Origin of the sequence: Roseovarius sp. MMSF_3359 (assembly GCF_030733385.1) — a bacterium.
In the GTDB taxonomy this organism is placed as follows: domain Bacteria; phylum Pseudomonadota; class Alphaproteobacteria; order Rhodobacterales; family Rhodobacteraceae; genus Roseovarius.
This window is the reverse complement of record NZ_JASHJC010000004.1, coordinates 311,884-335,146: the sequence shown is the minus strand read 5'-3', so window position 1 is coordinate 335,146 and position 23,263 is coordinate 311,884. Positions and strand designations below refer to the sequence as shown.

At 60.4% G+C, this 23,263-nt stretch carries 23 protein-coding genes and 1 tRNA gene; 6 read left to right on the top strand and 18 right to left on the bottom strand.

Features of this window, described 5'->3' with window-relative positions:
* Positions 1-284 precede the first annotated feature (284 nt).
* Positions 285-1,406, top strand: a complete 1,122-nt coding sequence (locus tag RBB29_RS08540) for a serine/threonine protein kinase (protein WP_306114414.1) — start codon at positions 285-287, stop codon at positions 1,404-1,406.
* Positions 1,407-1,749: 343 nt separating this feature from the next.
* Here the strand turns inward: RBB29_RS08540 and RBB29_RS08535 are convergent, their stop codons facing one another.
* The 4 genes from RBB29_RS08535 to RBB29_RS08520 all read right to left on the bottom strand — a co-directional run bounded on the left by RBB29_RS08535 (position 1,750) and on the right by RBB29_RS08520 (position 6,033).
* Positions 1,750-2,505: a LuxR family transcriptional regulator gene (locus RBB29_RS08535; protein ID WP_306114413.1), complete on the bottom strand. Its 756-nt coding sequence runs from the start codon at positions 2,503-2,505 to the stop codon at positions 1,750-1,752.
* A complete protein-coding gene (gene aroQ, locus RBB29_RS08530; protein ID WP_306114412.1) occupies positions 2,502-2,945 on the bottom strand; it encodes a type II 3-dehydroquinate dehydratase in 444 nt (147 codons plus the stop codon). Before aroQ ends, RBB29_RS08535 begins: the two co-directional genes overlap by 4 nt.
* Before the next feature lie 309 nt (positions 2,946-3,254).
* Positions 3,255-4,652 carry an MATE family efflux transporter gene (locus tag RBB29_RS08525; RefSeq protein ID WP_306114411.1) on the bottom strand — a complete coding sequence of 466 codons (1,398 nt, stop codon included), beginning with the start codon at positions 4,650-4,652 and terminating at the stop codon, positions 3,255-3,257.
* Positions 4,653-4,809: 157 nt separating this feature from the next.
* Complete coding sequence (locus tag RBB29_RS08520) at positions 4,810-6,033, bottom strand: acyl-CoA dehydrogenase (RefSeq protein ID WP_306114410.1); 1,224 nt, start codon at positions 6,031-6,033, stop codon at positions 4,810-4,812.
* Positions 6,034-6,150: 117 nt separating this feature from the next.
* On the opposite strand from RBB29_RS08520, the gene RBB29_RS08515 reads away from it, so the two are divergent.
* On the top strand, positions 6,151-7,056 hold the full coding sequence (locus tag RBB29_RS08515) for a LysR family transcriptional regulator (protein ID WP_306114409.1): 906 nt from the start codon (positions 6,151-6,153) through the stop codon (positions 7,054-7,056).
* 21 nt (positions 7,057-7,077) lie between these two features.
* Here the strand turns inward: RBB29_RS08515 and RBB29_RS08510 are convergent.
* The 12 genes from RBB29_RS08510 to RBB29_RS08455 form a co-directional block, all read right to left on the bottom strand.
* Positions 7,078-7,154, bottom strand: a tRNA-Arg gene (locus tag RBB29_RS08510).
* 180 nt (positions 7,155-7,334) lie between these two features.
* Positions 7,335-7,463, bottom strand: a complete 129-nt coding sequence (locus tag RBB29_RS08505) for a hypothetical protein (RefSeq protein ID WP_306114408.1) — start codon at positions 7,461-7,463, stop codon at positions 7,335-7,337.
* Positions 7,464-7,668: 205 nt separating this feature from the next.
* Positions 7,669-8,889 carry a cysteine desulfurase gene (locus tag RBB29_RS08500; RefSeq protein WP_306114407.1) on the bottom strand — a complete coding sequence of 407 codons (1,221 nt, stop codon included), beginning with the start codon at positions 8,887-8,889 and terminating at the stop codon, positions 7,669-7,671.
* 3 nt (positions 8,890-8,892) lie between these two features.
* Positions 8,893-9,495 carry a Yip1 family protein gene (locus RBB29_RS08495; protein WP_306114406.1) on the bottom strand — a complete coding sequence of 201 codons (603 nt, stop codon included), beginning with the start codon at positions 9,493-9,495 and terminating at the stop codon, positions 8,893-8,895.
* On the bottom strand, positions 9,492-9,977 hold the full coding sequence (locus RBB29_RS08490) for a YIP1 family protein (RefSeq protein WP_306114405.1): 486 nt from the start codon (positions 9,975-9,977) through the stop codon (positions 9,492-9,494). Before RBB29_RS08490 ends, RBB29_RS08495 begins: the two co-directional genes overlap by 4 nt.
* Complete coding sequence (locus RBB29_RS08485; protein WP_306114404.1) at positions 9,977-11,260, bottom strand: SufD family Fe-S cluster assembly protein; 1,284 nt, start codon at positions 11,258-11,260, stop codon at positions 9,977-9,979. The genes RBB29_RS08490 and RBB29_RS08485 overlap by 1 nt, the downstream gene beginning before the upstream one ends.
* Positions 11,260-12,015 (bottom strand): Fe-S cluster assembly ATPase SufC, encoded by a 756-nt coding sequence (gene sufC, locus RBB29_RS08480; protein WP_306114403.1) that lies wholly within the window; start codon positions 12,013-12,015, stop codon positions 11,260-11,262. The genes RBB29_RS08485 and sufC overlap by 1 nt, the downstream gene beginning before the upstream one ends.
* 50 nt (positions 12,016-12,065) lie before the next feature.
* On the bottom strand, positions 12,066-12,380 hold the full coding sequence (locus RBB29_RS08475) for a heavy metal-binding domain-containing protein (RefSeq protein WP_306114402.1): 315 nt from the start codon (positions 12,378-12,380) through the stop codon (positions 12,066-12,068).
* A 12-nt stretch (positions 12,381-12,392) separates the two neighbouring features.
* A complete protein-coding gene (locus tag RBB29_RS08470; RefSeq protein WP_306114401.1) occupies positions 12,393-12,653 on the bottom strand; it encodes a hypothetical protein in 261 nt (86 codons plus the stop codon).
* Between the two features lie 6 nt (positions 12,654-12,659).
* On the bottom strand, positions 12,660-14,183 hold the full coding sequence (gene sufB / locus RBB29_RS08465; protein WP_306114400.1) for a Fe-S cluster assembly protein SufB: 1,524 nt from the start codon (positions 14,181-14,183) through the stop codon (positions 12,660-12,662).
* Positions 14,184-14,200: 17 nt separating this feature from the next.
* Complete coding sequence (locus RBB29_RS08460) at positions 14,201-15,235, bottom strand: cysteine desulfurase family protein (RefSeq protein ID WP_306114399.1); 1,035 nt, start codon at positions 15,233-15,235, stop codon at positions 14,201-14,203.
* Between the two features lie 115 nt (positions 15,236-15,350).
* Positions 15,351-15,812, bottom strand: a complete 462-nt coding sequence (locus tag RBB29_RS08455; RefSeq protein ID WP_306114398.1) for an Rrf2 family transcriptional regulator — start codon at positions 15,810-15,812, stop codon at positions 15,351-15,353.
* Positions 15,813-15,970: 158 nt separating this feature from the next.
* On the opposite strand from RBB29_RS08455, the gene RBB29_RS08450 reads away from it, so the two are divergent.
* Positions 15,971-16,624, top strand: coding sequence for an alpha/beta hydrolase (locus tag RBB29_RS08450; protein WP_306114397.1), 654 nt, complete (start codon positions 15,971-15,973; stop codon positions 16,622-16,624).
* Between the two features lie 4 nt (positions 16,625-16,628).
* Positions 16,629-16,880 carry a hypothetical protein gene (locus RBB29_RS08445; RefSeq protein WP_306114396.1) on the top strand — a complete coding sequence of 84 codons (252 nt, stop codon included), beginning with the start codon at positions 16,629-16,631 and terminating at the stop codon, positions 16,878-16,880.
* Positions 16,881-17,440: 560 nt separating this feature from the next.
* Here the strand turns inward: RBB29_RS08445 and RBB29_RS08440 are convergent.
* Positions 17,441-18,001, bottom strand: a complete 561-nt coding sequence (locus tag RBB29_RS08440; protein ID WP_306114395.1) for a YSC84-related protein — start codon at positions 17,999-18,001, stop codon at positions 17,441-17,443.
* 117 nt (positions 18,002-18,118) lie between these two features.
* Entirely contained in the window at positions 18,119-19,123 is a 1,005-nt protein-coding gene (hemB, locus tag RBB29_RS08435) for a porphobilinogen synthase (RefSeq protein WP_306114394.1), read from the bottom strand.
* A gap of 121 nt (positions 19,124-19,244) precedes the next feature.
* Between hemB and RBB29_RS08430 the strand changes: the two genes are divergently transcribed.
* Together RBB29_RS08430 and mfd are read left to right on the top strand one after the other, a co-directional pair.
* Positions 19,245-19,775, top strand: coding sequence for a component of SufBCD complex (locus tag RBB29_RS08430; RefSeq protein ID WP_306114393.1), 531 nt, complete (start codon positions 19,245-19,247; stop codon positions 19,773-19,775).
* Positions 19,776-19,807: 32 nt separating this feature from the next.
* Positions 19,808-23,263: a transcription-repair coupling factor gene (mfd, locus tag RBB29_RS08425; protein ID WP_306114392.1), complete on the top strand. Its 3,456-nt coding sequence runs from the start codon at positions 19,808-19,810 to the stop codon at positions 23,261-23,263.

Below are 23,263 nucleotides of genomic sequence, written 5' to 3'. Positions count from 1 at the left end.
GCGATCGCCAGACCGCCCGCAAGGGCTGGCGATCGCGCGGCTCATGCTTGGATATCTGGTTAGTCCGCATAGCCGGTATCTGCATTTAGCAGATTATTTGGCCCCAAATAGCCTAACGCATTGAAGTGACTTTATACCCAATGCTATATCTCGATCCGGCAATCGACGATGGCGTCGTCGGAGAGCATGTCTCTTGGCCGTCTCAAACGTTCCTGTACGCCGGGACTTTCAATCGGGAGATTGAGGGGCCCGCCTTCATCTCCGTAGTCGGAGGAGGCGTGGCCATGTCATGGTCGCCGGAAAAAACAGTCGTCAATAGCTGGAACGAATGGGATCCGCTGAAACATGTGATCGTGGGCCGCGCCGACGATTGCCATATCCCACCCGAAGAACCGGCGCTCGATGCCAAGGTGCCCGAGGACAGCGATATGCGCGGCCAATGGGGCAGGCGACCTCAGGAGACGATCGACCGCGCCAACGAATTGCTCGACAACTTCGCCGACATGCTTCGCAAGCGGGGCATCCGCGTGGATCGCCCGACGCCGATCGACCACAGCCTGCCCGCGACCACGCCGGATTTCCACACCGATAGCCAGTTCGGCTGCATGCCCCCGCGGGACGTTTTGCTGACCGTCGGGCCAGAGATGCTCGAGGCGACGATGTCCTACCGCTGCCGCTGGTTCGAATACCTGAACTATCGCCCGCTGATGCAGCAATATTTCAACGAGGATCCGAATTTCCGTCACGAATGCGCGCCCAAGCCACGCCTGACGGACGCGGATTACCAGCCGGATTACCTCAACGAAAAGATCGGTGTCGAGAAACGCCTGAAATGGACCGCGGAGAAATTCTTTGTCACGACCGAAGAAGAACCGCTTTTTGATGCGGCCGACGTATTGCGCTTTGGCCGCGATCTGGTGGTGCAGCATGGGTTCACGACCAACCTCAAGGGCATCGAATGGATCCGACGGCATTTCCCGGACCACCGTGTACATGCGGTCAATTTCCCTGGCGACCCGTACCCGATCCATATCGACGCGACCTTTACGCCGCTGCGTCCGGGTCTCATCCTGAACAACCCGCAGCGTCGGCTGCCGGATGATCAGCGCAAGATGTTCAATGACAATGACTGGGAAATCGTCGACGCGGCGCAGCCTGCGCATAACACGCCACCGCCGCTCTGTTATTCGTCCACATGGCTTTCGATGAACGTGCTGGTGCTGGACCCCAAAACCGTCTGCGTCGAGAAATCCGAGGTCTACCAGGCCGAACAGATGGACAAACTCGGCATGGAAGTGGTCGAGGTCGAGTTGCGCGATGCCTATGCGTTCGGGGGCGGCCTGCATTGCTGCACCGCGGATGTTTACCGCGAAGGAAGGTGCGAGGATTACTTTCCCAACCTGTAACGCCGCCGGGGCAGGGGGATCGCCTTAAACGGGAGCGGTGTCGCCTTGAGGAGCGACACCGCAGGTAGTAGGACTGTCCTCTGATTGGGGATGAAACGACAGTCTTGGTAAGCGTCGGCCACCAACCCGACCAATAAGATCGGCGACCGACATCCGGTAGGACCGGCAGACCCGAGTGCCCTGATATCACAGAGGTTCCGGGCCTGATGTTCCCGGGCTTAAAGCCACCACTCACGGAACATCACCATATTGCGATGTAACGCCGCACAACGAAAGTCTGGATTTCCTTACCAGAGGCCAAAATTTGGTTAATTTCGGAAACAATGTTCTCGTATTGCGGGAATTATGTATCAAACACGAACATTTGATTCTGGAATGCGGCCTTGAGAACCGCCTGTGCCGTGGTCTCAACGCTCAGGGCTTCACGGGCCAGCCGAAGGTGTTTTTCGACGGTCGCGGGCGTCAGTTCCAGCAGCATCGCAATGTCCTGAATGGTCTTGCCGTCGCCAACCCATTCCAGCACTTCGCGCTGCCGTTTGGTCAGGGACCGGCCGGGCGCAGTATAGGGCAGGGACAGGATACGCAGATGCGCCATGTTGTTGAGCGCCACGATATCCTCGCCATGTTCTTCCCAGATCGCGTCGACGTCATCCTGGCTCAACCCCTCACGCGCGGTAAGAGCGATCGCGCCCTTGGTCCGCGGTGAAATCGACTTGAAGCTCACGGAGTATCCGGCGGTCACGCCCTTGGATTTGTTGAACTCAAGAACCTTCGCTTCCTGCTCGGTCATCGCGCCCGACGAAATCATCATGCCCAGCACGGACCAGGAACAGGCACCGTCATGCTCAAGCGCCCAGCGAACCATCGGCGCATGAAAAAACAGGCCGTCACCGATGAAAACATCCGTATAATCCGGCTTGTGGTTGGTCAGCAGGACAAAATCTTCGGGATCACCAAGCGATGTCGCCGTGCGATACCGTGTATAGCCATAGATCAACCGGTCAAACCCATAGTCGGCCATGCAGCGCGTGTGCATGTCCCAGAGCGCCTCGATGCTGGGCGTGTTCAGGAGTGAATTGATCTGGTTTGTCGGTATCATCCAGCGGCCTCCAGATGCCCGTGCATCGCGGCAATCGCCATCGGATATCCCGCAGCACCAAAGCCGCAGATCAGGCCAAGCGCCACGCCGCTGATGTAGGAATGGTGCCGAAACTCTTCACGGGCGTGAATGTTCGACAGGTGCAGTTCAATCACCGGAAGCTCAACCGAGCTGATCGCATCGCGCAGGGCGACGGAGGTGTGCGTATAGGCGCCCGCGTTCAGGATAATGCCCGCATGAGTCCCGCGCGCGCCATGGATCAAATCGAGAAGCGCACCTTCGTCATTGCTCTGGCGGAACTCGACGGTCACGCCAAGCTCATCCGCCTTGGCATGGCAGAGCTTTTCGATATCCGCCAATGTCGTTCTGCCATAGACGTCAGGCTGCCGTTGACCCAGCAGATTAAGATTGGGACCGTTGAGAACTAGTAGTGAAGTCATGGTGAATGTATTCCTCGTCAATCTATTTAGACTGGAATGGCCAACGCTGTCGAGCATGGGCACACCAAGTTATTGAAATTCGCGGGATTTCGTCGTCTTTGGTAACGTAGGGCGCATGATGGTAAATGACAGGTAACCAGGTGGGGACGGAAGTTTCACATTAGCGAAATCATGTAAGCTATAGTGATTAAATGATATATTTCCGTTCAAGTTGGTTTTCTGCATTCCATTTTTATTTACATAATACTGATTATGCGATTAACGGATGCGCAGAAATTGCTGTAACGACGAAGACGCCCGACGGCCGCCCTAACGTCCACAGCGGTTGCAGAGCGTGTGGATGCGGTCTTCTTGATATTTGAACCCTGTCGGGATCAGATCCTCTTCCGGGTTGGCAATGACCCGCAGACCGAGCGCGACGGCGATGCCGGCGAAAACCACGCCACCGACCGCCTGACCAATCAGAACGCCAGGTGCGCCCCAGATCATCCCGCCAGCGACTGCGAGCGGCCAGGTGCCGAGCGTATGACGCGCCCAGTTGATGATCGTCGAATAGCCCGGATGGCCGAGATTGTTGAACGATGCGTTCGAGATGAAGATCGCACCGTTGAAGAACGACGCCAGCGCCAGCGGCCCGCAGAAGAGCACGATCAGTGTCCGGGTCATGCCGGTGGCGTCAAAAAGGCCGACAATCGGCTCTCGGAATGCAAACAGGAGTGCTGCGGCCAAAAGAACGTAGATACCGACAAACTTGAGGGCATCGAAAAACGCTTCTTTCACGCGGTCCATCTGCCTTGCCCCGTAATTCTGTCCGATGATCGGACCGATCGCGCCGGAAAGCGCCAGGACGACGGAAAAGACAACGGGGATGATCCGGCTGATGATGGCCATGCCCGCGACAGCATCGGTGCCATATTTCGCCATCTCACGGGTCACGATGGCGGTGCCGACCGGTGTCGCGACCGTAGCAAGAACCGCAGGAACGGCGATCTGCATGGCGGCGCGGGCATCGCGCCCGACGCATTGGGGCCGGATATAGGTGAAGGCATTGTAGCGTTTGACCGCGGGATAGAGCGCCATGGCGAGCGTGACGAAACGTGCCGCAACCGTGGCCCAGGCGGCGCCGGGCAGACCGAGGCCAAGCGCAAAGATGAAGATCGGATCGAGGATGCCATTCGCCGCGCCACCGGCCAATGCCGGGTACATTGCCCGAGAGCCATCGCCATGCGCCCTGAGCACCGCAACCGCCGTCATCGACAGGCCGGACACCATGGTCGTGGGCAGGATGATCCACAGGTATTGCGCGGCCTTGTCCGCCACATGCCCCTCGGCGCCCAGAAGGCCGAGGATCGCATGAACATTCGGAAGCGCCAGAATCGGCAGGACGATCCCCACTGCCACCGAAATGATCGCCACGCTGGTGGCGAATTCGCGGGCGTCGACCTCGTTATCGGCGCCGATGGCCCGGGAAACCAGCGCACCGGCGGCAACGGACAGGCCGATATTCACGGCGCTGGCAAAGAACATCACCGTGCTGGCGTAACCCGCCGCCGCGGCCAAGGCATCCTGCCCGAGCATGGAGATGAAGATGATGTCAATGAGGTCGACGACAAAGACCGCCATCAGGCCGAGGCTGGCCGTGAAGGACATCATCGAGACATGCCGCATCAGGCTGCCTTGGGTAAAGCTGGCTTCGGCCAATGCCATATGGGGGAACTCCGTCGATCCGGATCATGCCGGGACGACAAATATGTAAACAAAGCCAGGCAATTGCAACGTCAGCACCGCCCAGATGCCTGTTCAAAAACGCACATGAAATCCGGGGCGGACGCGGGGTTCATGCGCCCTGCCCCACATTTTTATCTCAGAAAAATGCCTGCAATCCGGTCTGTGCGCGGCCCAGGATCAGGGCATGCACGTCATGGGTGCCCTCATAGGTATTCACCGTCTCGAGGTTCATCATGTGTCGGATGACCTGGAATTCTTCCGAGATGCCGTTGCCGCCATGCATGTCACGGGCGTGACGCGCAATGTCGAGCGCCTTGCCGCAATTGTTGCGTTTGATGAGCGAAATCATCTCGGGCGCGGCGTTGGCATTGTCCATCAGGCGTCCGACGCGCAGCGCGGCCTGCAGACCCAAAGTGATCTCGGTTTGCATGTTGGCGAGCTTGAGTTGGAAGAGCTGCGTTTGTGCCAAAGGCCGTTTGAACTGCTGCCGGTCGAGCCCGTATTGCCGCGACGCATGCCAGCAGAATTCAGCGGCGCCCATCACGCCCCAGGCGATGCCGTAGCGCGCCCGGTTGAGGCAACCGAACGGCCCCTTGAGGCCCTGCACATTGGGCAAAAGCGCCTCTTCACCCACCTCAACACCATCGAGCACGATTTCCCCGGTGATCGACGCGCGCAGGCTCAGCTTGCCGCCAATTTTCGGTGCGCTCAGGCCTTTCATGCCCTTGTCGAGCACGAAGCCGCGGATCTTGCCGTCATGGGCGTCGGACTTGGCCCAGACCACGAACACATCGGCAATCGGGCTGTTGGAAATCCACATCTTGGAACCGGTCAGACGATAGCCGCCTTCGATTTTCTCGGCGCGGGTTTTCATGCCAGCGGGGTCACTGCCCGCGTCTGCTTCGGTCAGGCCGAAGCAGCCGATCCACTCGCCGCTGGCCAGCTTCGGCAGGTATTTCTGCCGCTGCTCTTCGGAGCCATAGGCATAGATCGGATACATCACCAGCGAGGATTGCACCGACATCATCGACCGGTATCCACTGTCGACGCGCTCGACCTCCCGCGCGACCAGACCGTAGCTCACATAGGAACTGCCAAGCCCGCCATATTCCTCGGGGATGGTGGTCCCCAAAAGGCCCATCTGTCCCATCTCGCGGAAGATCTCCGGATCGGTTTCTTCGTTGCTGAATGCCTTGACCACACGGGTTTGCAGCTTTTCCTGCGCATAAGCGCGGGCGCTTTCGGCGATCATGCGTTCATCTTCTTCGAGTTGATCGTTCAGGCGGAACGGATCTTCCCAATCAAACTGCCCGAGGTCCGGGGCGTCCTTGGCCTTGAGTTGCGGGGTATCGAGTGTCATGCGGAACTCCATTTCATGAGTTTTTTGCAATTTATATGTGGTTTGAATGGACAATACCTGACATCTGGCGCTAATAACATCGACTATTCCGCAAGAATTCATGAGTTTTTCGCAATTATGCCTGCCCCACGCCGCCTGCTGCCCTCCATCGCGTCCCTCCGGGCGCTCGAAGCATTGGATCGTCTTGGCAGTGCAACCGCGGCGGCCACCGAATTGTCACTGAGCCAAAGTGCGGTGAGCCGGCAATTGCAAGCCCTCGAAGAACAGCTCGGTGTTGAACTGATCCACCGCCAGGGCCGCGGCATGGTCCTCACGCCAGAGGCCCGGGATTATGCGGCGACCATCCGGCAGGCATTGCAGCAGATCACCCAGGCCTCGCTCAAACTCACCGTCAATCCGGCAGGTGGCAGTGTCGATCTGGCCATCCTGCCGACCTTTGGGATGCGCTGGCTGGTCCCGCGCCTGGGGGATTTCGCGCGGCTCAATCCGGAGGTCACGATCAACCTTGCCACGCGGCTGAAGCCCTTCAACTTCGCGGTCGAACCTTACGATGCCGCCATCCATTTCGGAAAGCCCGACTGGCCCGGCACGGATCACCTCAGGCTGAAGGATGAGCGGGTCATTGCCGTCTGTGCGCCTGAATTGCTGCCCTCTCCGCTCGGGAACGTTGCGGAGGTTCTGCGCCTGCCGATCCTGCATATCGAAACCCGGCCCGATGCGTGGCAACACTGGTTCGCAGCCCAAGGCGTCGAGGCGTCCGCGATCACCGGGACCGTGCATGACCAGTTTTCGACCATTACCCAAGCGGCGCTACACGGTTTGGGCGTGGCGCTCCTGCCTGACTACCTGGCGGAGCAGGACCTTGCGACCGGACGCCTCGTGCCTGTATGGGGCGGACCAACCGAGTCGCCCGGCGCCTACTACCTGGTTTGGCCCTCGGAGAAATCCGGTGACCCGGCGCTGCGCAAGTTCCGGAACTGGCTTGCCGATCAAAGCGAAGACGAAGACCCCCTGCCCCGGTAGCCATCACGGATTGTCTTGAAGTGGCGCACCTGAGAGGATTCGAACCTCTGGCCTCTGCCTTCGGAGGGCAGCGCTCTATCCAGCTGAGCTACAGGTGCGTCGTTGCGCGGTATAGGGCAAAGCCGGGACCGCCTCAATTGGAAAATGACAGCGGTGTGAACAATGGCGGATCACGTGCTTCGCAGGGTGCAAATGCATGATGTAGGCACGAAAAAGCCCAGGCAAGCGAAAACGCCAGCCTAGGCTTAATTGTGATTCTTTCGGAACTAGGTCGTCAGTTAGACCGGGTTGCCGTATTTGTCGTAAACCGGCTCTGGCTCGACCATCGGTGCGGGTTCTTCTTGCTGCGCGCAGGCAGTCAGAAAGGCACCAAGTGCAATCACTGTCATGATGTTGAAGAGTTTCATATTTGTCTCCGTTGTTGGCAACACCTGCACTCTAACAACACCTGTGAGCAATTGTCGATCCCTAGTTACCCTGACCGGCAAAGCTGTGCCGGGATTGCAACTTTGCAACAGACCGAGGCCGGAAAACGATGCAAAATACGGCACAAACCACCGATTTTAAACGATCTTCGCCGATTTGAGGCATTCCGGCCCGGCCGGGCGTCGCCTAGGCGAAAAGCTCGTGGGCCAGTTCGAGTGCTTCGACCAAGGTATCAACCTCAGATTCGGTATTGTACATTCCGAACGACGCGCGGCAGGTCGCCGTCACGCCCAGGTGATCCATAAGCGGCCCGGCGCAGTGATGACCGGCCCGCACGGCGACGCCTTTTTTGTCGAGAATCGTCGAAATGTCATGGGCATGGGCCGCGCCGTCGAGCGTGAAGGAGAAGATCGCGCCCTTGTCCGCGGTGGTGCCTTGGAGGTTGAGCCAATTGAGGCCTGTCAGGCGGTTCGCCGCATAGGCGCTCAGCCGGTCTTCATGGGCGGCGATCGCCTCCATGCCGATATCCATCATGTATTCAAGTGCGGCACCGAATCCGATGGTTTGCACGATCCCCGGCGTACCGGCCTCGAACTTCATCGGTGGCGTGTTGTAGGACACGCTGTCCTTATGGACTTCGCGGATCATGTCGCCCCCGCCCATGAAGGGGCGCATCTCGGCGAGCCGTTCCTTGCGCACGTAAATCGCGCCGGAACCCGAAGGACCATAAAGCTTGTGACCGGTTATAGCGTAGAAATCACAGCCAAGGTCCTCGACATTCACCGGCATATGCACGGCGCCCTGGCTACCATCGACCAGCACGGGGACGCCCATGTCGTGCGCGGCGTCGCAGATCGCTTTGATGTCCACCTTCGTGCCCAGCACATTTGACAGTTGCGTCACGGCAATGAGTTTGGTCCGGGGCGTGATCGCGTCGATGATCTTCTGCGGATCAAGCGCGCCGGTTGCATCCACATCGACCCATTTGAGCACAACCCCTTGCCGTTCGCGCAGGAAATGCCAGGGGACGATGTTGGCGTGATGCTCCATCACGCTCAGGATGATCTCGTCGCCCGCCTCCATCCGCGGCATGGCCCAACCATAGGCGACCATGTTGATCCCTTCGGTGGTGCCGGAGTTCAGCACGATCTGATCCTCATCCGCCGTGCCAAGGAACCGCGCGATGATGCCGCGCACGGCCTCATATTTCTCGGTCGCGATGTTGCTCAGCGTGTGCAGCCCGCGATGCACATTGGCATATTCGTGGGCATAGGCATTGGTCACCGCGTCGATCACCACCTGCGGCTTTTGCGCCGAAGCGCCATTGTCGAGATAGACCAGCGGCTTGCCGTTTACCTCGCGCGACAGGATGGGAAAATCCGCGCGGATCTTGTCGACGTCCAGCATGGCTCAGGAGCCTCCGATGAAGGGGGACATGACCGCCCCGAGGATGATCGACAGGCCAAAAGGCACCACGAAGGTCGCCATCAGGAAAACCGCGATTGCCTTGCCGATGCTGTTGAAATCATGGGCCACGTCGATCATCGTGACCATGGCCCAGATTGCCCATACGGCAAAAAGTATGAATGCCAACGCCGACACGAAGGGCAAGAGCATGCTGGCCACCGCGATGATGAGCAAGAGCGCGATCACCGTGGCCTGGAAGAGGACAATGACCGACAGAACATCGCGGATCTCTCCGGTGCCGCCAAAGAGGCGCCCGGACCAGAACAGCACAAAAATCGACAGGACCGCGTTGCCGAGGTTCAAAAGCGCAAATCCGATGGGCGAGCTGTAGAACAGCATCGAGCGGACAACCTCCCCCGCCGGGTCGGCCGGCAGTGGCATGATGTGGAACATGCCCGAGACCATTGCGGACATGGTGATGGAAATGAGCGTCAGCGCCATCCACAGAACCTGCGTCGAGAAATTCAGCGAAATGATCGCCTCGGCGCCCGAGCGAGGCCGGGTCAACGTCGTCCGAAACAGGTCCTTGATGGAAAACGCGCTCATGTCACACCCCATTCCGCTTCGCGCAGGTTCATGGCCCAGAACCAGCCGAATACAACAATCCAGATCACGCCGACGATCTGCAACTCGATCCCCGGCCCAATAAAGCCCGCCACCAGCCCATGCAACAGGATGAGCGGACTGGCGGCCAGAAAGGACCAGAAGAGCGCCATGCGCGCGCCGAAACCGGTCCCCTGCCCGCCCATGGCACGGGCGATCAGGTGGCTGGTGAAGGAGACAGCGTAAAACAAGAGCGGCGCGATGAAGATCCACGCCATCAGGGCCCCACCCAGAAGCGGGTTCAGCTCCTGCCCGGTCAGGTGCGCCTCGCGCGCCAGACGCGGCCATTGGCCGATAAACACCACCACGCAGCCCGCCATCAGCACGGCAAGCGCCCGGTCTTCACGCGCGCCCATCTCGAGAAGGCGACGCATGACCCGGCGCGGCCCGCGATAGGTGGCCACGATATCGGCGGCAACAGGCATTAGCCCCTTCTGCGCTCCAACCAGCTTTGGAGCCGGGTGTTGATCTCGTCGCGCAGGTCCTCGTTCTCGATCTCCTCGACCGCCTCGGCCAGGAACGCCAAGGTCAAAAGGTCGGTGGCAATCGGTTTGGGAACGCCCCGCGCGCGGAGATAGAACATGCCATCCTCGTCAATCGCCCCGCTGGTCGAGCCATGCGAGCAGACGACATCGTCGGCATAGATCTCAAGCTCGGGCTTGGCGAGGAACTGGCTGTCATCATCGAGAAGCAGAGATTGGCTGATCTGATAGCCGTCGGTCTTCTGCGCGCCTTCCTTGACAAGGATCTTGCCCTGGAACACGCCCGTCGCGCCATTCCTGAGCACTTTCTTGAACACCTGGCGGCTTTCGCAATTCACCGCGTCATGGGTCACGAAAACCGTATCGTCATGGTGAAAATCACCGTCGCCCACGCAGGCCCCGGCCACATGGGCAAGGGCATCGTCCCCGGTCAGTTCGATCACGCATTCATTGCGCGTGAGCACCCCGTTGGCGGTCAGCGTGAAGCTCTTGAAAACGCTTTCACGGCCAAGGCGCGCGAACATGTGGGTGACGGCGCGGCGCTGGTGGTCGCGCCCCTGCGCGCGGATATGGTGCAGAATGCCGGTATCGGCGATGTCGATTTCCATGCATTTGTTGAACCGTGCCGCCGCCGGGCCGTTTTCGAGGATCGTGGCCTCCGCCCCGCTTTCGACCCGGATCACGTGGTGCAGAAAGACGTCCGAATCTTCGGCCTCATGGGTGTAGATCAGGCTGATCGGTTTCGACGGTTTGCCGGTCACGCGGATCGTGACGCCATCACCGGCATAGGCCGTATTGAGCGCCGCAAGCGGGCGCGCCACCGGTGTCTGGCCTGCCGCTTCCAAGGTGCCGTAAAGCTCTTCGGCCCAGTGATCGTCGGTGCAGCAGACGTCTTCAAGACGGTCGATTTCGACCCCCTCAAGGCTCAGGTCATCGGACAGGTCCGGTGCGAACACGCCATCCACGAAGACGATTTTCAACCGGTCAAAGCTGTCGAAGACCGGCGTTTCGTCATCCTTGAAGATCGACGCTGCCGGCGCATCGGGCTGAACCAACGTGTCGGGGCGGGTGAATTTCCAATATTCGTCCCGACCCTGCGGCAAGCCTAGGCTGCGCACCCGGCCAAGGGCGGCCTGGCGTGCTTCGGCAGTGCACCCAACATCCGGCACGACCATGGCCGACAGCCGCTCATCGGTTACCGATTGTCTGCGATCATCGAGCGCCATCACGCCATCTCCGCCAGAATGTCGGCATAGCCGTTGTTCTCGACTTCCAGCGCCAGTTCCGGGCCGCCGGACTTCACGATGCGGCCCTCGGCCATGATGTGCACCACATCGGGTTTGATGTGATCGAGAAGACGCTGGTAGTGGGTGATGACAAGGAAGCCGCGCCCTTCGTTTCGCAGGGCGTTGACGCCCTCGGCCACCAGTTTCATCGCATCCACATCAAGGCCCGAATCCGTTTCGTCCAGGATGCACATTTTCGGTTCCAGAACAGCCATTTGCAGGATTTCGTTGCGTTTCTTCTCCCCGCCCGAGAAGCCCACATTGACCGGCCGTTTCAGCATGTCGGCGTCGATCTTCAGGTCTTTCGCCCGCGCCCGCACCATCTTGAGGAAATCCGCCGCGCTCATCTCGTCCTCGCCGCGCGCCTTGCGTTGCGCGTTCACCGCAGTCCGCAGGAAGGTCATGTTGCCGACGCCCGGGATTTCGACCGGGTATTGGAACGCCAGGAAAAGCCCCGCGGCGGCGCGTTCCTCGGGTTCCATCTCCAGAAGGTCATCCCCCTCGAGCGTGGCCGATCCCTTGGTGACCTCATAGCCATCGCGGCCTGACAGAACATAGGAAAGCGTCGACTTGCCCGAGCCATTGGGCCCCATGATCGCATGCACCTTGCCCGCTTCGACCTCAAGATCGACCCCCTTCAGGATGGTCTTGGTTTCTTCTTCAAGATCGACGTGCAGATCTTTGATTTTCAACATTTCTTGGTTCCTCTGTTTTCCCGTATCGACGCCTCTGAGGGCCGGTGTCTCTATCCCAGCACCACGGCGGTGCCCGAGGCGCTGACCATCAGCATGGATTGTCCCACCACCTCGTAATCCAGATCGACGCCCACAACGGCATCCGCGCCTTTGGCCCGTGCGCGCTCTTCCAACTCCGCCAATGCCGTATCCCGCGCATCCTGCAACTTGGATTCGTATGCGCCAGAGCGTCCACCCACGATATCGGTGATCGAGGCAAACACATCGCGCACCACATTCGCGCCCATGATCGCCTCACCCACGACAATGCCGCGGTAGTCGGTGATTTTATGGCCTTCGATGCTGGGTGTTGTAGTGATGATCATCGCTCTGGCTTTCTAATCCTCTCGATCGTTTTCCTGTTGTGCCTCACGTTCGGTTAAACGAATGGCAAAGAAAAAGTAGGTTGGTAGCAAAATTCCAGCTGAAACGGCGGATCCCGAAACGGCAACGATTTTCCACCACTCAGCATCCTGCCCCTCTGGCCAAAAGGCCACTATGAACATGGCGGGTATCAAGAACACCAGCGCCAGAAAGAGCCCCAACATTACCTGCGCCCAAAAGGTTCGTGGGAAGAGGGTCGCCAGCAACGGGTGCATTGCCAATCACCCCACCGATCCCTCAAGCGAAATCGCCACCAGTTGCTGCGCCTCCATGGCAAACTCCATCGGCAGCGCCTGCAACACATCCTTGCAGAATCCGTTCACGACCAGCGCCACGGCCTCTTCCTCGTCCATGCCGCGCTGGCGGCAATAGAACATCTGGTCGTCATCGACCTTCGATGTCGTGGCCTCATGTTCCACCCGCGAGGAGTTATTCTTGACCTCGATGTAAGGCACCGTATGGGCGCCGCATTTGTCGCCGATCAGAAGGCTGTCGCACTGGGTGTAGTTGCGCGAATTCTTCGCCTTCGGGTGCATTGAGACCAGCCCGCGATAGGTGTTCTGCGCCTTGCCCGCGCTGATCCCCTTGGAGACGATCCGCGAGCGTGTGTCTTTGCCCAGATGGATCATCTTGGTCCCGGTATCGGCCTGCTGCATGTTGTTGGCAATCGCGATCGAATAGAACTCGCCCTGGCTTTCATTCCCGCGCAGAATGCAGCTTGGGTATTTCCACGTCACCGCCGATCCGGTCTCAACCTGCGTCCACATCACCTTGGCACGGTCACCCCGGCAATCGGCGCGTTTGGTCACGAAGTTATAGATCCCGCCCTTGCCGTTTTCATCGCCGGGATACCAGTTCTGCACGGTCGAGTATTTCACCTCGGCGTCTTCCTCGATGATGATCTCGACCACCGCGGCATGAAGCTGCGACGTGTCCCGCTGCGGCGCCGTGCAGCCTTCGAGGTAACTCACATAAGAGCCCTTGTCGGCAATGATGAGCGTGCGCTCAAACTGGCCGGTATTTTCCGCATTGATCCGGAAATAGGTGGAGAGCTCCATCGGGCAGCGCACCCCGGGCGGGACGTAGACGAACGAGCCATCGGAGAAGACCGCCGAGTTCAGCGTGGCATAGAAATTGTCACTGACCGGCACGACCGATCCGAGGTATTTCCTCACCAGCTCGGGATGTTCTTTGATCGCCTCGGAGATCGAACAGAAGATCACCCCCGCCTTCTTCAATTCAGCCTGGAAAGTCGTCCCGACCGAGACACTGTCAAACACCGCGTCGACGGCGACCTTGCGGCCCTCGGCCGGCGCATCTTCCGCGCCTTCGACACCGGCAAGGATCATCTGTTCTTTCAGCGGGATACCGAGTTTCTCGTAGGTGGCCAGCAGCTTCGGATCGACCTCATCCAGCGATTTCGGCTTTACTTCCATCGACTTGGGCCGCGCGTAGTAATACTGATCCTGGAAGTCGATTTCCGGGTAATCGACCATCGCCCAATCGGGCTCTTCCTTGGTCAGCCACCGGTCATACGCCTCCAGCCGCCAGGTGGTCATCCATTCCGGCTCTTCGTTTTTCTCCGAGATCAGGCGCACGATATCCGGCGTCAGCCCCTTGGGCGCGTACTCCATCTCGATATCGGTTTCCCAGCCGTATTTATACGCGCCACCAACCTCGCGGACCGCATCGACCGTTTCCTGATCCACGCCTTCCTTGACCTGGGTCTCGTCCAGAACCGCCATGCTTGTCTCCTTTCGTCTCACGCCGCGCGGGCGCGATGTTTGTCCAACTGCTTCAGCCAGGTCTCGGCAAAGCGGTAAATCTCGTCCTCGGTCGTCTCGGGCCCCAGGCTCACCCGGATCGCAGAGCGCGCGACCTCCTCGTCATATCCCATCGCCCGCAGCACACGGCTCTCGCGGACCTTGCCGCTGGAGCAGGCGCTGCCCGCGGAGATGGCAAACCCGGCCAGATCCATCTGCATCACCTGCGTTTCCCCCTTCCAACCGGGGGTCGCGATGCAGGAGGTGTTGGGCAACCGTTTCTCCGATTTCCCGACAAAAATAGTCTCTCTTGCGGATTCCTCAATAGATGATTCTAGAATGTTTCTAAGTTTTTCCACCTGCTGCCACTTTCCGTCAGCAAGATCGCGCATCGCGGCCTCCGCGGCGGCGCCAAACCCGGCGATGCCGATGACGTTTTCGGTCCCGGAACGCCGCCCCATTTCCTGCCCGCCACCGACCGACAGGGCGGGGATATCGACACCTTGGCGGACGATCAACGCACCGACGCCTTTCGGGCCGCCCAGCTTATGCGCGGAACAGATCGCAAAATCCGCACCCGACCAGGCAAAGGAAAACGGGATCCGCCCAAGCGCCTGCGTGATGTCCAGCAACAAGCGGCGACCTTCCCCGGCCTCGGGCACCTCGCTGATCACGCCGGTTTCCGAGTTCGCGAGACCGATGGCCAGCAGGTCCACCGCACTCATGTCGCCCCCATCCGGCGGGCCATTGGCGATCAGTGCGTCATGTGCCGTTGGATCGACGCCAACATGCGCAAAGGCCACAAGCAAACGTGCAGCTTCCGTTGCGCCGGAGGTGAACACCACTTCCTGCGGGGCGCAGCCGACAGCTTCGGCCACCTGGCCCCGAGCCCGCTCCACCAAGGCCATGGCCGCGCGCCCCTCACCATGCACACTTGACGGGTTTCCCACGACGTCCATCGCCGCGACCATCGCCGCCCGTGCTTCGGGCCGCAACGGCGCCGTTGCGTTGTAATCCAGATAGACCCGGCTCACGCCGAAGCTCCCCTGCTTTCATCTTGGCAGAAATACTCTCGCCGAAGGCAAGCGCCCGGCAGGGCGCTCCACCGCGACGCCGAAGGCGGCGCAATCCCTCTGACGGAGACGCAAATCATTCCTCATCCACCACCGCGAAAAGGTTTGGCACCGCAGGGCACGGAGCCAACTCATTGCCGACCACATCGCTCAACCGGGTCTGATGCAGGAAGACGTAGACATGGGCACTCAACCCTTCCCAGAGGCGGTTGGTCACCGATTGCGCCCTGGATCCCGACGCCGCACCCGAGGCCCCTGCCCCCTTGTGCAGCGCATCCACGGTTTCATCGACCGCCGCCAACACATCCGACACCCGGATATCCGATGCCGACCGGGCCAGGCGATACCCGCCACCGGGTCCGCGCACGGACGTCACCAGATCCGCGCGCCGCAGCTTGACGAAGAGCTGCTCCAGATAGGGCAGCGAAATGTCCTGGCGTTTCGAAATCTCCCCCAGGGTCACGAGGGTATCCGCCGGCTGAAGGGCGATATCGGTCAGCGCAACCATCGCGTAGCGGCCTTTTGTGCTCAGTTTCATGGCCCATACCCCCGCGAATAGATTGACCTGCCGCCGCGCAAGCCTTATCTCGCTTGCAGCGTGTCCGGATCACACCGGAACTTAGAATTGTTCTAAGGTGCTCGAGTGAATTCGTCAAGAATATCCCGGCACCTCTTATGGGAGACAGTGGGACCAATATGCCCGAGGTTATTTTTCCCGGCCCGGAAGGCCGCCTAGAAGGTCGCTACCACCCGCAAAAAGAAAAAGACGCACCGATCGCCATCGTGCTTCATCCGCACCCCCAATTCGGCGGGACGATGAACAACAAGGTCGTCTATAACCTGCATTATGCCTTTTACAATATGGGCTTCACGGTGCTGCGGTTCAATTTCCGTGGCGTCGGTCGCAGCCAGGGCGAGTATGATCAGGGTGTGGGGGAGCTTTCGGATGCGGCCTCGGCGCTCGATTACCTGCAATCGATGAACAACAACTCCAAGCATTGCTGGGTCGCGGGTTTCAGCTTTGGCGCCTGGATCGGGATGCAGCTCCTGATGCGCCGCCCCGAAATCACCGGGTTCATCAGCGTGTCACCTCCTGCCAACATGTATGACTTCTCGTTCCTGGCCCCCTGCCCGTCCTCGGGCCTCATCATCAACGGCTCGAACGACCGCGTGGCCCCGCCCGCGGATACCGTGGCGCTGGTCAACAAACTGCATGAGCAGCAGGGCATCACCATCACCCATACCGAAATCGACGGCTCCGGGCATTTCTTTGAGGAGCCCTACATGGACACGATGATCGGTGACGTGACCACCTATGTGAAACGCCGTCTGACCGAAAGCACGCGGTAACCCCATGGGCGTGACCGAGGATATGGCCGACGAGCTGGCGACCAACACGATCAAGTATATCGAGGCCTCGGGGGACGAGGACATCATCGCCGACCTGGTCAAGGTTCTGGGCGCCACCTCACAGACCGCCGAAGAAGCCTTCCTGACCTCCATCCGCGTCCGCCGCGCCAATCAGAAAGCCAAGGCACTGCTGGTGGAGCGGGTCAAGGCATTCAAGGCCAAGCAGGACACGACGGGCGGCACACCAGAAAGCTGACTTTCGACTTCGAGCTCGTGACTGACGTTCGAGTTCGATCTCCGCGCGGAATCAAGGGCGAAGCCCGCCTCGCGATCGCCAGACCGCCCGCAAGGGCTGGCGATTGGGAGACGTGGCTCAACGAATTTTGGTTTTCCGAACTTGGCAAAGATAAAGTATACCTGAAAACGGTTGGTCGCCACCCCGCGGTCTGGCCATCGTGCGGCTCGTTCTTGGATGCCCGGTTAGTCCGTGATGCAGTCATTCGGCTCTGGAATTGCCGAGTGAATACATCGGATGTCTGTTGTGAGCCCCTTGCGGACAGTCCCCCCGCCCGGAATCAAGGTGCGCAGCACCGCCGGGCAGTGCCCGACCGCCCCATGGGCGGGCGCTTCGTCACCGTTTCAATCCCAACGATTGTTGGAGGGATACGTGACCATAAAGCGCGATGAACGATCTGAGTGCGCCCACCTGCGATCGGGCGATGCCCTATGTTGCAATGATGCCCGAAAGTCTGCTTCGTTCCGCAAAGCAAGCAACTGCCGACGTCATTCGTGCTTCTGATTACGTTCACGCAGCAGTCACGGAATGATCCGTGTGTATTTAACACCTTCCAGCGAGGCACCTGCCATCAGGCCCGCCTGGCCAAAGATCACCGCGGCGACGGGGGCGTTGAGGGTGGTGGTATCCGCGCGCAGGTTTTCGCCCTCATCCTTGAAGACATACTCGACATCCGCGCCAGCGACCCAGCCCGACGAACGGCGGAATTGTCCCAGGGACTCTTCGGTCATGAAGAACAGGACGTGGGAGAATTGCTGCCCGCCGATCTGCAACCCGAAACTGCCCTTAGCGGCCGAGTAATAATCGACCGTGGACCCGTTGATCCGCAGCGCGCCGCGCCCATAGCCGCCACCGGCTAGGAAGCCGGCTTCGGTGATAAGCGGCATGACCAGCATCCCGGCGGAGCGGGCCGCGATTTCCTGCGTATTGGGATATTGGGTGAAAAGGTAGTTCAGCGTTGAATCGACCCGCGCGTCGATGCGCGAACTGCCCTGGCTGCCGACACCGTTGTTACATGCGGCGGTCACGGTCGCGCCTGCAAGGGCGGCCAGCGTGAAACTGCGTCTGGTGAAATTGCTCATGATGTTGCCTGTCTCTTTGCCTGACTTTTGGAATGCCGGTGTTTGAAGATCACCGATCTGCCCTTAGTATAGTGGCCTATTGGAACGCTGTCACTACGGATTGTGGCGGTGCACCGCCTATCCGCCCGACGCCAAGGCCCGCGCCACCGCCGGAGCGAAATAGGTCAATACCCCGTCACAGCCCGCCCGCTTGAAAGCCATCAGGCTTTCCATCATGGCCAGATCGCCGTTGATCCAGCCGTTTTGTGCGGCCGCCATGATCATCGCGTATTCGCCCGATACCTGATAGGCGAAGGTCGGCGCGCCGAACGTCTCCTTGGCACGGCGGCAGATATCGAGATACGGCATGCCGGGCTTGACCATGACCATATCCGCCCCTTCGCCCAGATCGCGCTCGATCAGGCGCAGGGCCTCGTCGGTATTGGCCGGGTTCATCTGATAGGTCTTCTTATCGCCCTTGAGCGCGCCCGAGGCGCCAACCGCGTCGCGGAACGGGCCGTAGAAGGCGCTGGCATATTTCGCCGCATAGCTCAGCAGAAGCACGTCCTTGTGCCCGGCTGCCTCAAGCGCCGCGCGGATTGCGCCGATGCGCCCATCCATCATGTCCGAGGGGCCGATGATATCCACCCCGGCCTCGGCCTGACTGAGCGCCTGCTTGACCAGGGCCTCGACGGTTTCGTCGTTGACGATCTCGTCGCCCACCAAAAACCCGTCATGGCCGGTGTCCGAATAGGGGTCGAGTGCCACGTCGGTCATGATCGCGATCTCGGGCACCGCCGCCTTGACCGCCCGAGTGGCTCGGTTCGACAGGTTGTCGGGGTTCCAGGCCTCGGCGCAATCCGTGCTACGATTTTCATCGGAGGTGTAGGGAAAAAGGCAAATCGCCGGGATGCCCAGATCGGCGGCCTCGCGGGCGGCCTCGACCACCTTGTCCACGCTGCGGCGCACGACGCCCGGCATCGACGGCACGGGCTCTTCCACGCCCTCACCTTCGCGCACGAAGACGGGCCATATCAGGTCGGCGGCCGACAGGGAATTCTCGGCCACGAGCGCCCTGAGGGCTGGCGTGCGGCGGGTGCGGCGCAGACGGGTTGCGGGAAAGGAGGCTTGGGTCGGACGCATGGGGCTGACTTTCAACATGTTGCTGATTTCTGAGTGGCATGGAATTTCCCGCATCTCAAGGGTAGGAATTGCCGCGTCCCGGCGCTAAGAGAAACACGAGAGTGACTTCAGAGGCGCCGCAGTGGACTGGTATCAAACCGTTTTCGAACTTATTGACATGCGCAGCTTCAGTAACCTCTGGTTCTGGATTGCTCTGGCCGTCATGTGGTCGTCGACCAGCCACTGGGTGCTTGGTGTCCCCTGGGACATGGCGCAGCGCGCGCGCAAGGAAGAAAACGGCCAGGGCGTCATCGATTTTGAGGATCTCGTGCGGATCTACACCAACCGGATCCTGTATATCGCAGATACCTCCGGGCTTTTGCTGGCGGGCTTCATCTGTTTCATTCTGACCGTTCTGGTGTTGCTCGGCTTTGTCTATGGGCAGGAATTCGCGCAAGCGGTGTTTCTGCTGGGCTTTCCGCTCAGCATCGTGGCGTTGATGTCCGTGGCGACGGCCCGTCGCATCCAAGATGAATCGCTTCGGGGCGAGGCGCTTTACAAACGGCTCTATCGACACCGGATGCTGACCCAGTTTGTCGGCATCGCGTCGATCTTCGTGACCGCGATGTGGGGCATGCTGCAGAATATGTCGGTGGGGGTCTTGGGCGGTTAACCCCCGGGATCGCAGAGCAAGGCGCTTTTGGCATGAGCAAAGCAGGAAAAATTACCGTCGGCGGGGCGCCGGAAGGGTTCGATGCCAGGCTGATCCTCGACGAGGTGGCGCAACGGGGCAGCCCGGTCCTGCACATCGCCCGCGATGACAAGCGCATGGCGGCAATGGCCGAAGCGTTGCGCTTTTTTGCGCCTGACATGCCGGTCATTCGCTTTCCCGGTTGGGATTGCCTGCCCTATGATCGCGTGTCGCCCAATGCCGATACTTCGGCGGCACGGATGGCCACGCTGGCGGGGCTGGTGCACGGGATGCCGGGACAATTCGTCCTGCTGACCACGCTCAACGCCGCCATGCAGCGGGTTCCGGCGCGCGACGTGTTGCGGGAGGCCGCATTCTCGGCCCGTGTCGAACAACAGATTGACGAGGGTGCGCTGCGGACCTTCCTGACCCGCATGGGCTTCAGCCAGGCCCCCACGGTGATGGAGCCGGGCGATTTCGCCATCCGCGGCGGGATCATCGACATCTATCCCCCCGGTGATAGCGGCCCGGTGCGGCTGGATCTCTTTGGCGATGTGCTCGATGGCATCCGCCGGTTTGATCCGGTGACGCAGCGGACCACCGAAAAACTTGAACAGATCGACCTCTCACCGGTCTCCGAAGTCATCCTCGACGAGGCTGCGATCACCCGATTCCGGCAGAATTACCGGATTGAGTTCGGCGCGGCCGGCACGGACGATCCGCTCTATGAGGCGGTCAGTGCCGGGCGCAAGCACCAGGGGATCGAACATTGGCTGCCCTTCTTCCACGAGACGCTGGAAACCCTGTTCGATTATCTGCCCGACGCAACAATCACGCTCGATGATCAGATCACGCCCGCCCGCCTTTCCCGGTGGGACAGCATCGCGGATCAATACGAGGCCCGCACCCATGCGCTGGCGCAGAAAACGCGCGGCGACACGGTCTACAAGCCCGTCCCGCCGGGGCTTTTGTACCTGGATGATGCCGCGTGGGAGGCCGCGACCTCGGACCGTCGCATGCTCGGCATGGCCCCGCTGCCGCAGGCGCTTGGCCCCGGTGTGATCGACGCGGGTGGGCGGATTGGGCGGAACTTCGCGCCCGAACGGCAGATGGAATCTGTGGGCCTTTTCAGCGCCTTGAAGACGCATATCGAGGCGAAACTGAGCCTTGGCCCCGTCCTGCTTGCCGCCTACTCCGAGGGTGCGCGCGAGCGGCTTGAGGGGTTGTTGGAGGATGAAGGCCTGATCGGGGCGGTGATGGTCAGCGATGCCACCCGGCTCGACAAGCGCGGGCTGCACCTGGCGGTCTGGGCGCTGGAGCATGGGTTCGAGGCGCCGGGGCTGACCGTCATCGCCGAGCAGGATATCCTGGGCGATCGGCTGATCCGCGCGCCCAAGAAACGCCGCCGGGCCGAGAATTTCCTGACCGAGGCCAACGCGCTGAGCCCCGGGGACCTTGTGGTGCATGTTGATCACGGGATCGGGCGGTATCATGGGCTCGAGGTCATCACCGCCGCGGGGGCCGCCCATGAATGCCTGGCGCTGGAATATGCCGAGAGCGCGCGTCTCTTCCTGCCGGTCGAAAACATCGAGCTACTCAGCAAATATGGCCACGAGGAAGGCTTGCTCGATCGTCTTGGCGGTGGTGCGTGGCAGGCCAAGAAGGCCAAGCTCAAGGAACGCATCCGCGAGATGGCGGATCGGCTGATCCGGATCGCGGCGGAACGGACCCTGCGGTCCGCGCCCGCGCTGGTGCCCGAACATCATGCGTGGGAAGAGTTCTCGGCCCGCTTCCCCTATCAGGAGACCGACGATCAGCTCCGCGCCATTCAGGACGTGATGGAAGACCTTGAGGCCGGCACGCCGATGGATCGCCTGATCTGCGGCGACGTGGGCTTCGGCAAAACCGAGGTTGCGATGCGTGCGGCCTTCGTCGCGGCCATGTCGGGGATGCAGGTCGCGGTGATCGCCCCTACGACGCTTCTGGCGCGACAGCATTACCAGAGCTTTTCCGAACGTTTCCGGGGCTTTCCGGTCAGCGTCAAGCCACTCTCGCGTTTCGTCTCTGCGGGCGAGGCAGCAAAAACCCGCGATGAACTTGCCCGTGGGCAGGTCGATATCGTGGTCGGCACCCACGCGCTGCTGGCCAAGAGCATCCGGTTCAACAACCTCGGTCTGCTGGTCATCGACGAAGAACAACGCTTTGGCGTGGGCCACAAGGAGCGGCTCAAGCAGTTGCGCAGCGATGTGCATGTGCTGACCCTCACCGCCACGCCGATCCCACGGACCCTGCAACTTTCGCTGTCGGGCGTGCGCGATCTGTCGATCATCGGCACCCCCCCGGTCGATCGCCTGTCGATCCGTACCTATGTGAGCGAATTCGACACCGTCACCATCCGGGAGGCCCTCCTGCGCGAGCATTACCGGGGCGGGCAGAGTTTTTTCGTTGTGCCACGCATCTCGGACCTGCGCGAGATCGAGGATTTCCTCGAAACACAGGTGCCGGAGGTGAGCTACGTGATCGCCCATGGGCAAATGGCCGCGGGAGAGTTGGACAGCCGCATGAATGCCTTCTACGACGGCAAATACGACGTCCTTCTGGCCACGACGATTGTCGAATCCGGTCTCGACATCCCGACGGCCAATACGATGGTCATCCACCGCGCCGACATGTTTGGCCTCAGCCAGCTTTACCAGATCCGCGGTCGCGTGGGGCGGTCCAAGACCCGCGCCTATGCCTACCTGACGACGAAACCCCGGATGCGCCTGACGCCAACCGCTGAAAAGCGCCTGCGGGTGCTGGGCTCACTCGACACGCTTGGGGCGGGGTTCACACTCGCCTCGCAGGACCTCGATATTCGGGGCGCTGGCAACCTCCTGGGCGAAGAACAATCGGGCCAGATGCGCGACGTGGGCTATGAGCTGTACCAGTCGATGCTCGAAGAGGCGATTGCCAAGATCAAGGCCGGGGAACTCGAAGGCCTCAGCGATGCCGACGATCAATGGGCGCCGCAGATTAACCTCGGTGTACCGGTCCTGATCCCCGAGGCCTATGTGCCGGATCTGGACGTTAGGCTTGGATTATATCGCCGTCTCAGCGGGTTGCAGACCAAAGTTGAACTCGAAGGATTTGCCGCGGAGTTGATCGACCGCTTTGGCAAATTGCCGCGAGAGGTCAACATGTTGATGCTGATCGTGCGGATCAAGGCGATGTGCAAAAGGGCTGGAATAGCCAAGCTCGACGGCGGGCCCAAGGGGGCCACGATCCAGTTCCACAATGACAAATTTGCCTCCCCCACTGGCCTCGTTGAATTTATCAAGGATCAGCGCGGGATGGCCAAGGTGCGCGACAACAAGATCGTCATCCGCCGCGATTGGAAGAAAGACAAGGACAAGATCCAAGGGGCGTTCGCCATCGCCCGGGATCTTGCGGAAAAGGTGATCGCGGAGAAGAAGAGGCAAAAGAGCTGA

What these genes read in the sequence shown, in the direction of transcription:
- RBB29_RS08540 (WP_306114414.1), top strand. Translation starts at nt 285, where the DNA reads ATGTCATGGTCGCCGGAAAAAACAGTCGTCAATAGCTGGAACGAATGG.
- mfd (WP_306114392.1), top strand. Translation starts at nt 19,808, where the DNA reads ATGAGCAAAGCAGGAAAAATTACCGTCGGCGGGGCGCCGGAAGGGTTC.
- aroQ (WP_306114412.1), bottom strand. Translation starts at nt 2,945, where the DNA reads ATGACTTCACTACTAGTTCTCAACGGTCCCAATCTTAATCTGCTGGGT.
- RBB29_RS08455 (WP_306114398.1), bottom strand. Translation starts at nt 15,812, where the DNA reads ATGAAACTGAGCACAAAAGGCCGCTACGCGATGGTTGCGCTGACCGAT.
- RBB29_RS08535 (WP_306114413.1), bottom strand. Translation starts at nt 2,505, where the DNA reads ATGATACCGACAAACCAGATCAATTCACTCCTGAACACGCCCAGCATC.
- RBB29_RS08445 (WP_306114396.1), top strand. Translation starts at nt 16,629, where the DNA reads ATGGGCGTGACCGAGGATATGGCCGACGAGCTGGCGACCAACACGATC.
- RBB29_RS08525 (WP_306114411.1), bottom strand. Translation starts at nt 4,652, where the DNA reads ATGGCATTGGCCGAAGCCAGCTTTACCCAAGGCAGCCTGATGCGGCAT.
- hemB (WP_306114394.1), bottom strand. Translation starts at nt 19,123, where the DNA reads ATGCGTCCGACCCAAGCCTCCTTTCCCGCAACCCGTCTGCGCCGCACC.
- RBB29_RS08440 (WP_306114395.1), bottom strand. Translation starts at nt 18,001, where the DNA reads ATGAGCAATTTCACCAGACGCAGTTTCACGCTGGCCGCCCTTGCAGGC.
- RBB29_RS08485 (WP_306114404.1), bottom strand. Translation starts at nt 11,260, where the DNA reads ATGGCGCTCGATGATCGCAGACAATCGGTAACCGATGAGCGGCTGTCG.
- RBB29_RS08505 (WP_306114408.1), bottom strand. Translation starts at nt 7,463, where the DNA reads ATGAAACTCTTCAACATCATGACAGTGATTGCACTTGGTGCCTTTCTG.
- RBB29_RS08470 (WP_306114401.1), bottom strand. Translation starts at nt 12,653, where the DNA reads ATGCACCCGTTGCTGGCGACCCTCTTCCCACGAACCTTTTGGGCGCAG.
- RBB29_RS08490 (WP_306114405.1), bottom strand. Translation starts at nt 9,977, where the DNA reads ATGCCTGTTGCCGCCGATATCGTGGCCACCTATCGCGGGCCGCGCCGG.
- RBB29_RS08500 (WP_306114407.1), bottom strand. Translation starts at nt 8,889, where the DNA reads ATGCTGGACGTCGACAAGATCCGCGCGGATTTTCCCATCCTGTCGCGC.
- RBB29_RS08450 (WP_306114397.1), top strand. Translation starts at nt 15,971, where the DNA reads ATGCCCGAGGTTATTTTTCCCGGCCCGGAAGGCCGCCTAGAAGGTCGC.
- sufB (WP_306114400.1), bottom strand. Translation starts at nt 14,183, where the DNA reads ATGGCGGTTCTGGACGAGACCCAGGTCAAGGAAGGCGTGGATCAGGAA.
- sufC (WP_306114403.1), bottom strand. Translation starts at nt 12,015, where the DNA reads ATGTTGAAAATCAAAGATCTGCACGTCGATCTTGAAGAAGAAACCAAG.
- RBB29_RS08495 (WP_306114406.1), bottom strand. Translation starts at nt 9,495, where the DNA reads ATGAGCGCGTTTTCCATCAAGGACCTGTTTCGGACGACGTTGACCCGG.
- RBB29_RS08515 (WP_306114409.1), top strand. Translation starts at nt 6,151, where the DNA reads ATGCCTGCCCCACGCCGCCTGCTGCCCTCCATCGCGTCCCTCCGGGCG.
- RBB29_RS08475 (WP_306114402.1), bottom strand. Translation starts at nt 12,380, where the DNA reads ATGATCATCACTACAACACCCAGCATCGAAGGCCATAAAATCACCGAC.
- RBB29_RS08520 (WP_306114410.1), bottom strand. Translation starts at nt 6,033, where the DNA reads ATGACACTCGATACCCCGCAACTCAAGGCCAAGGACGCCCCGGACCTC.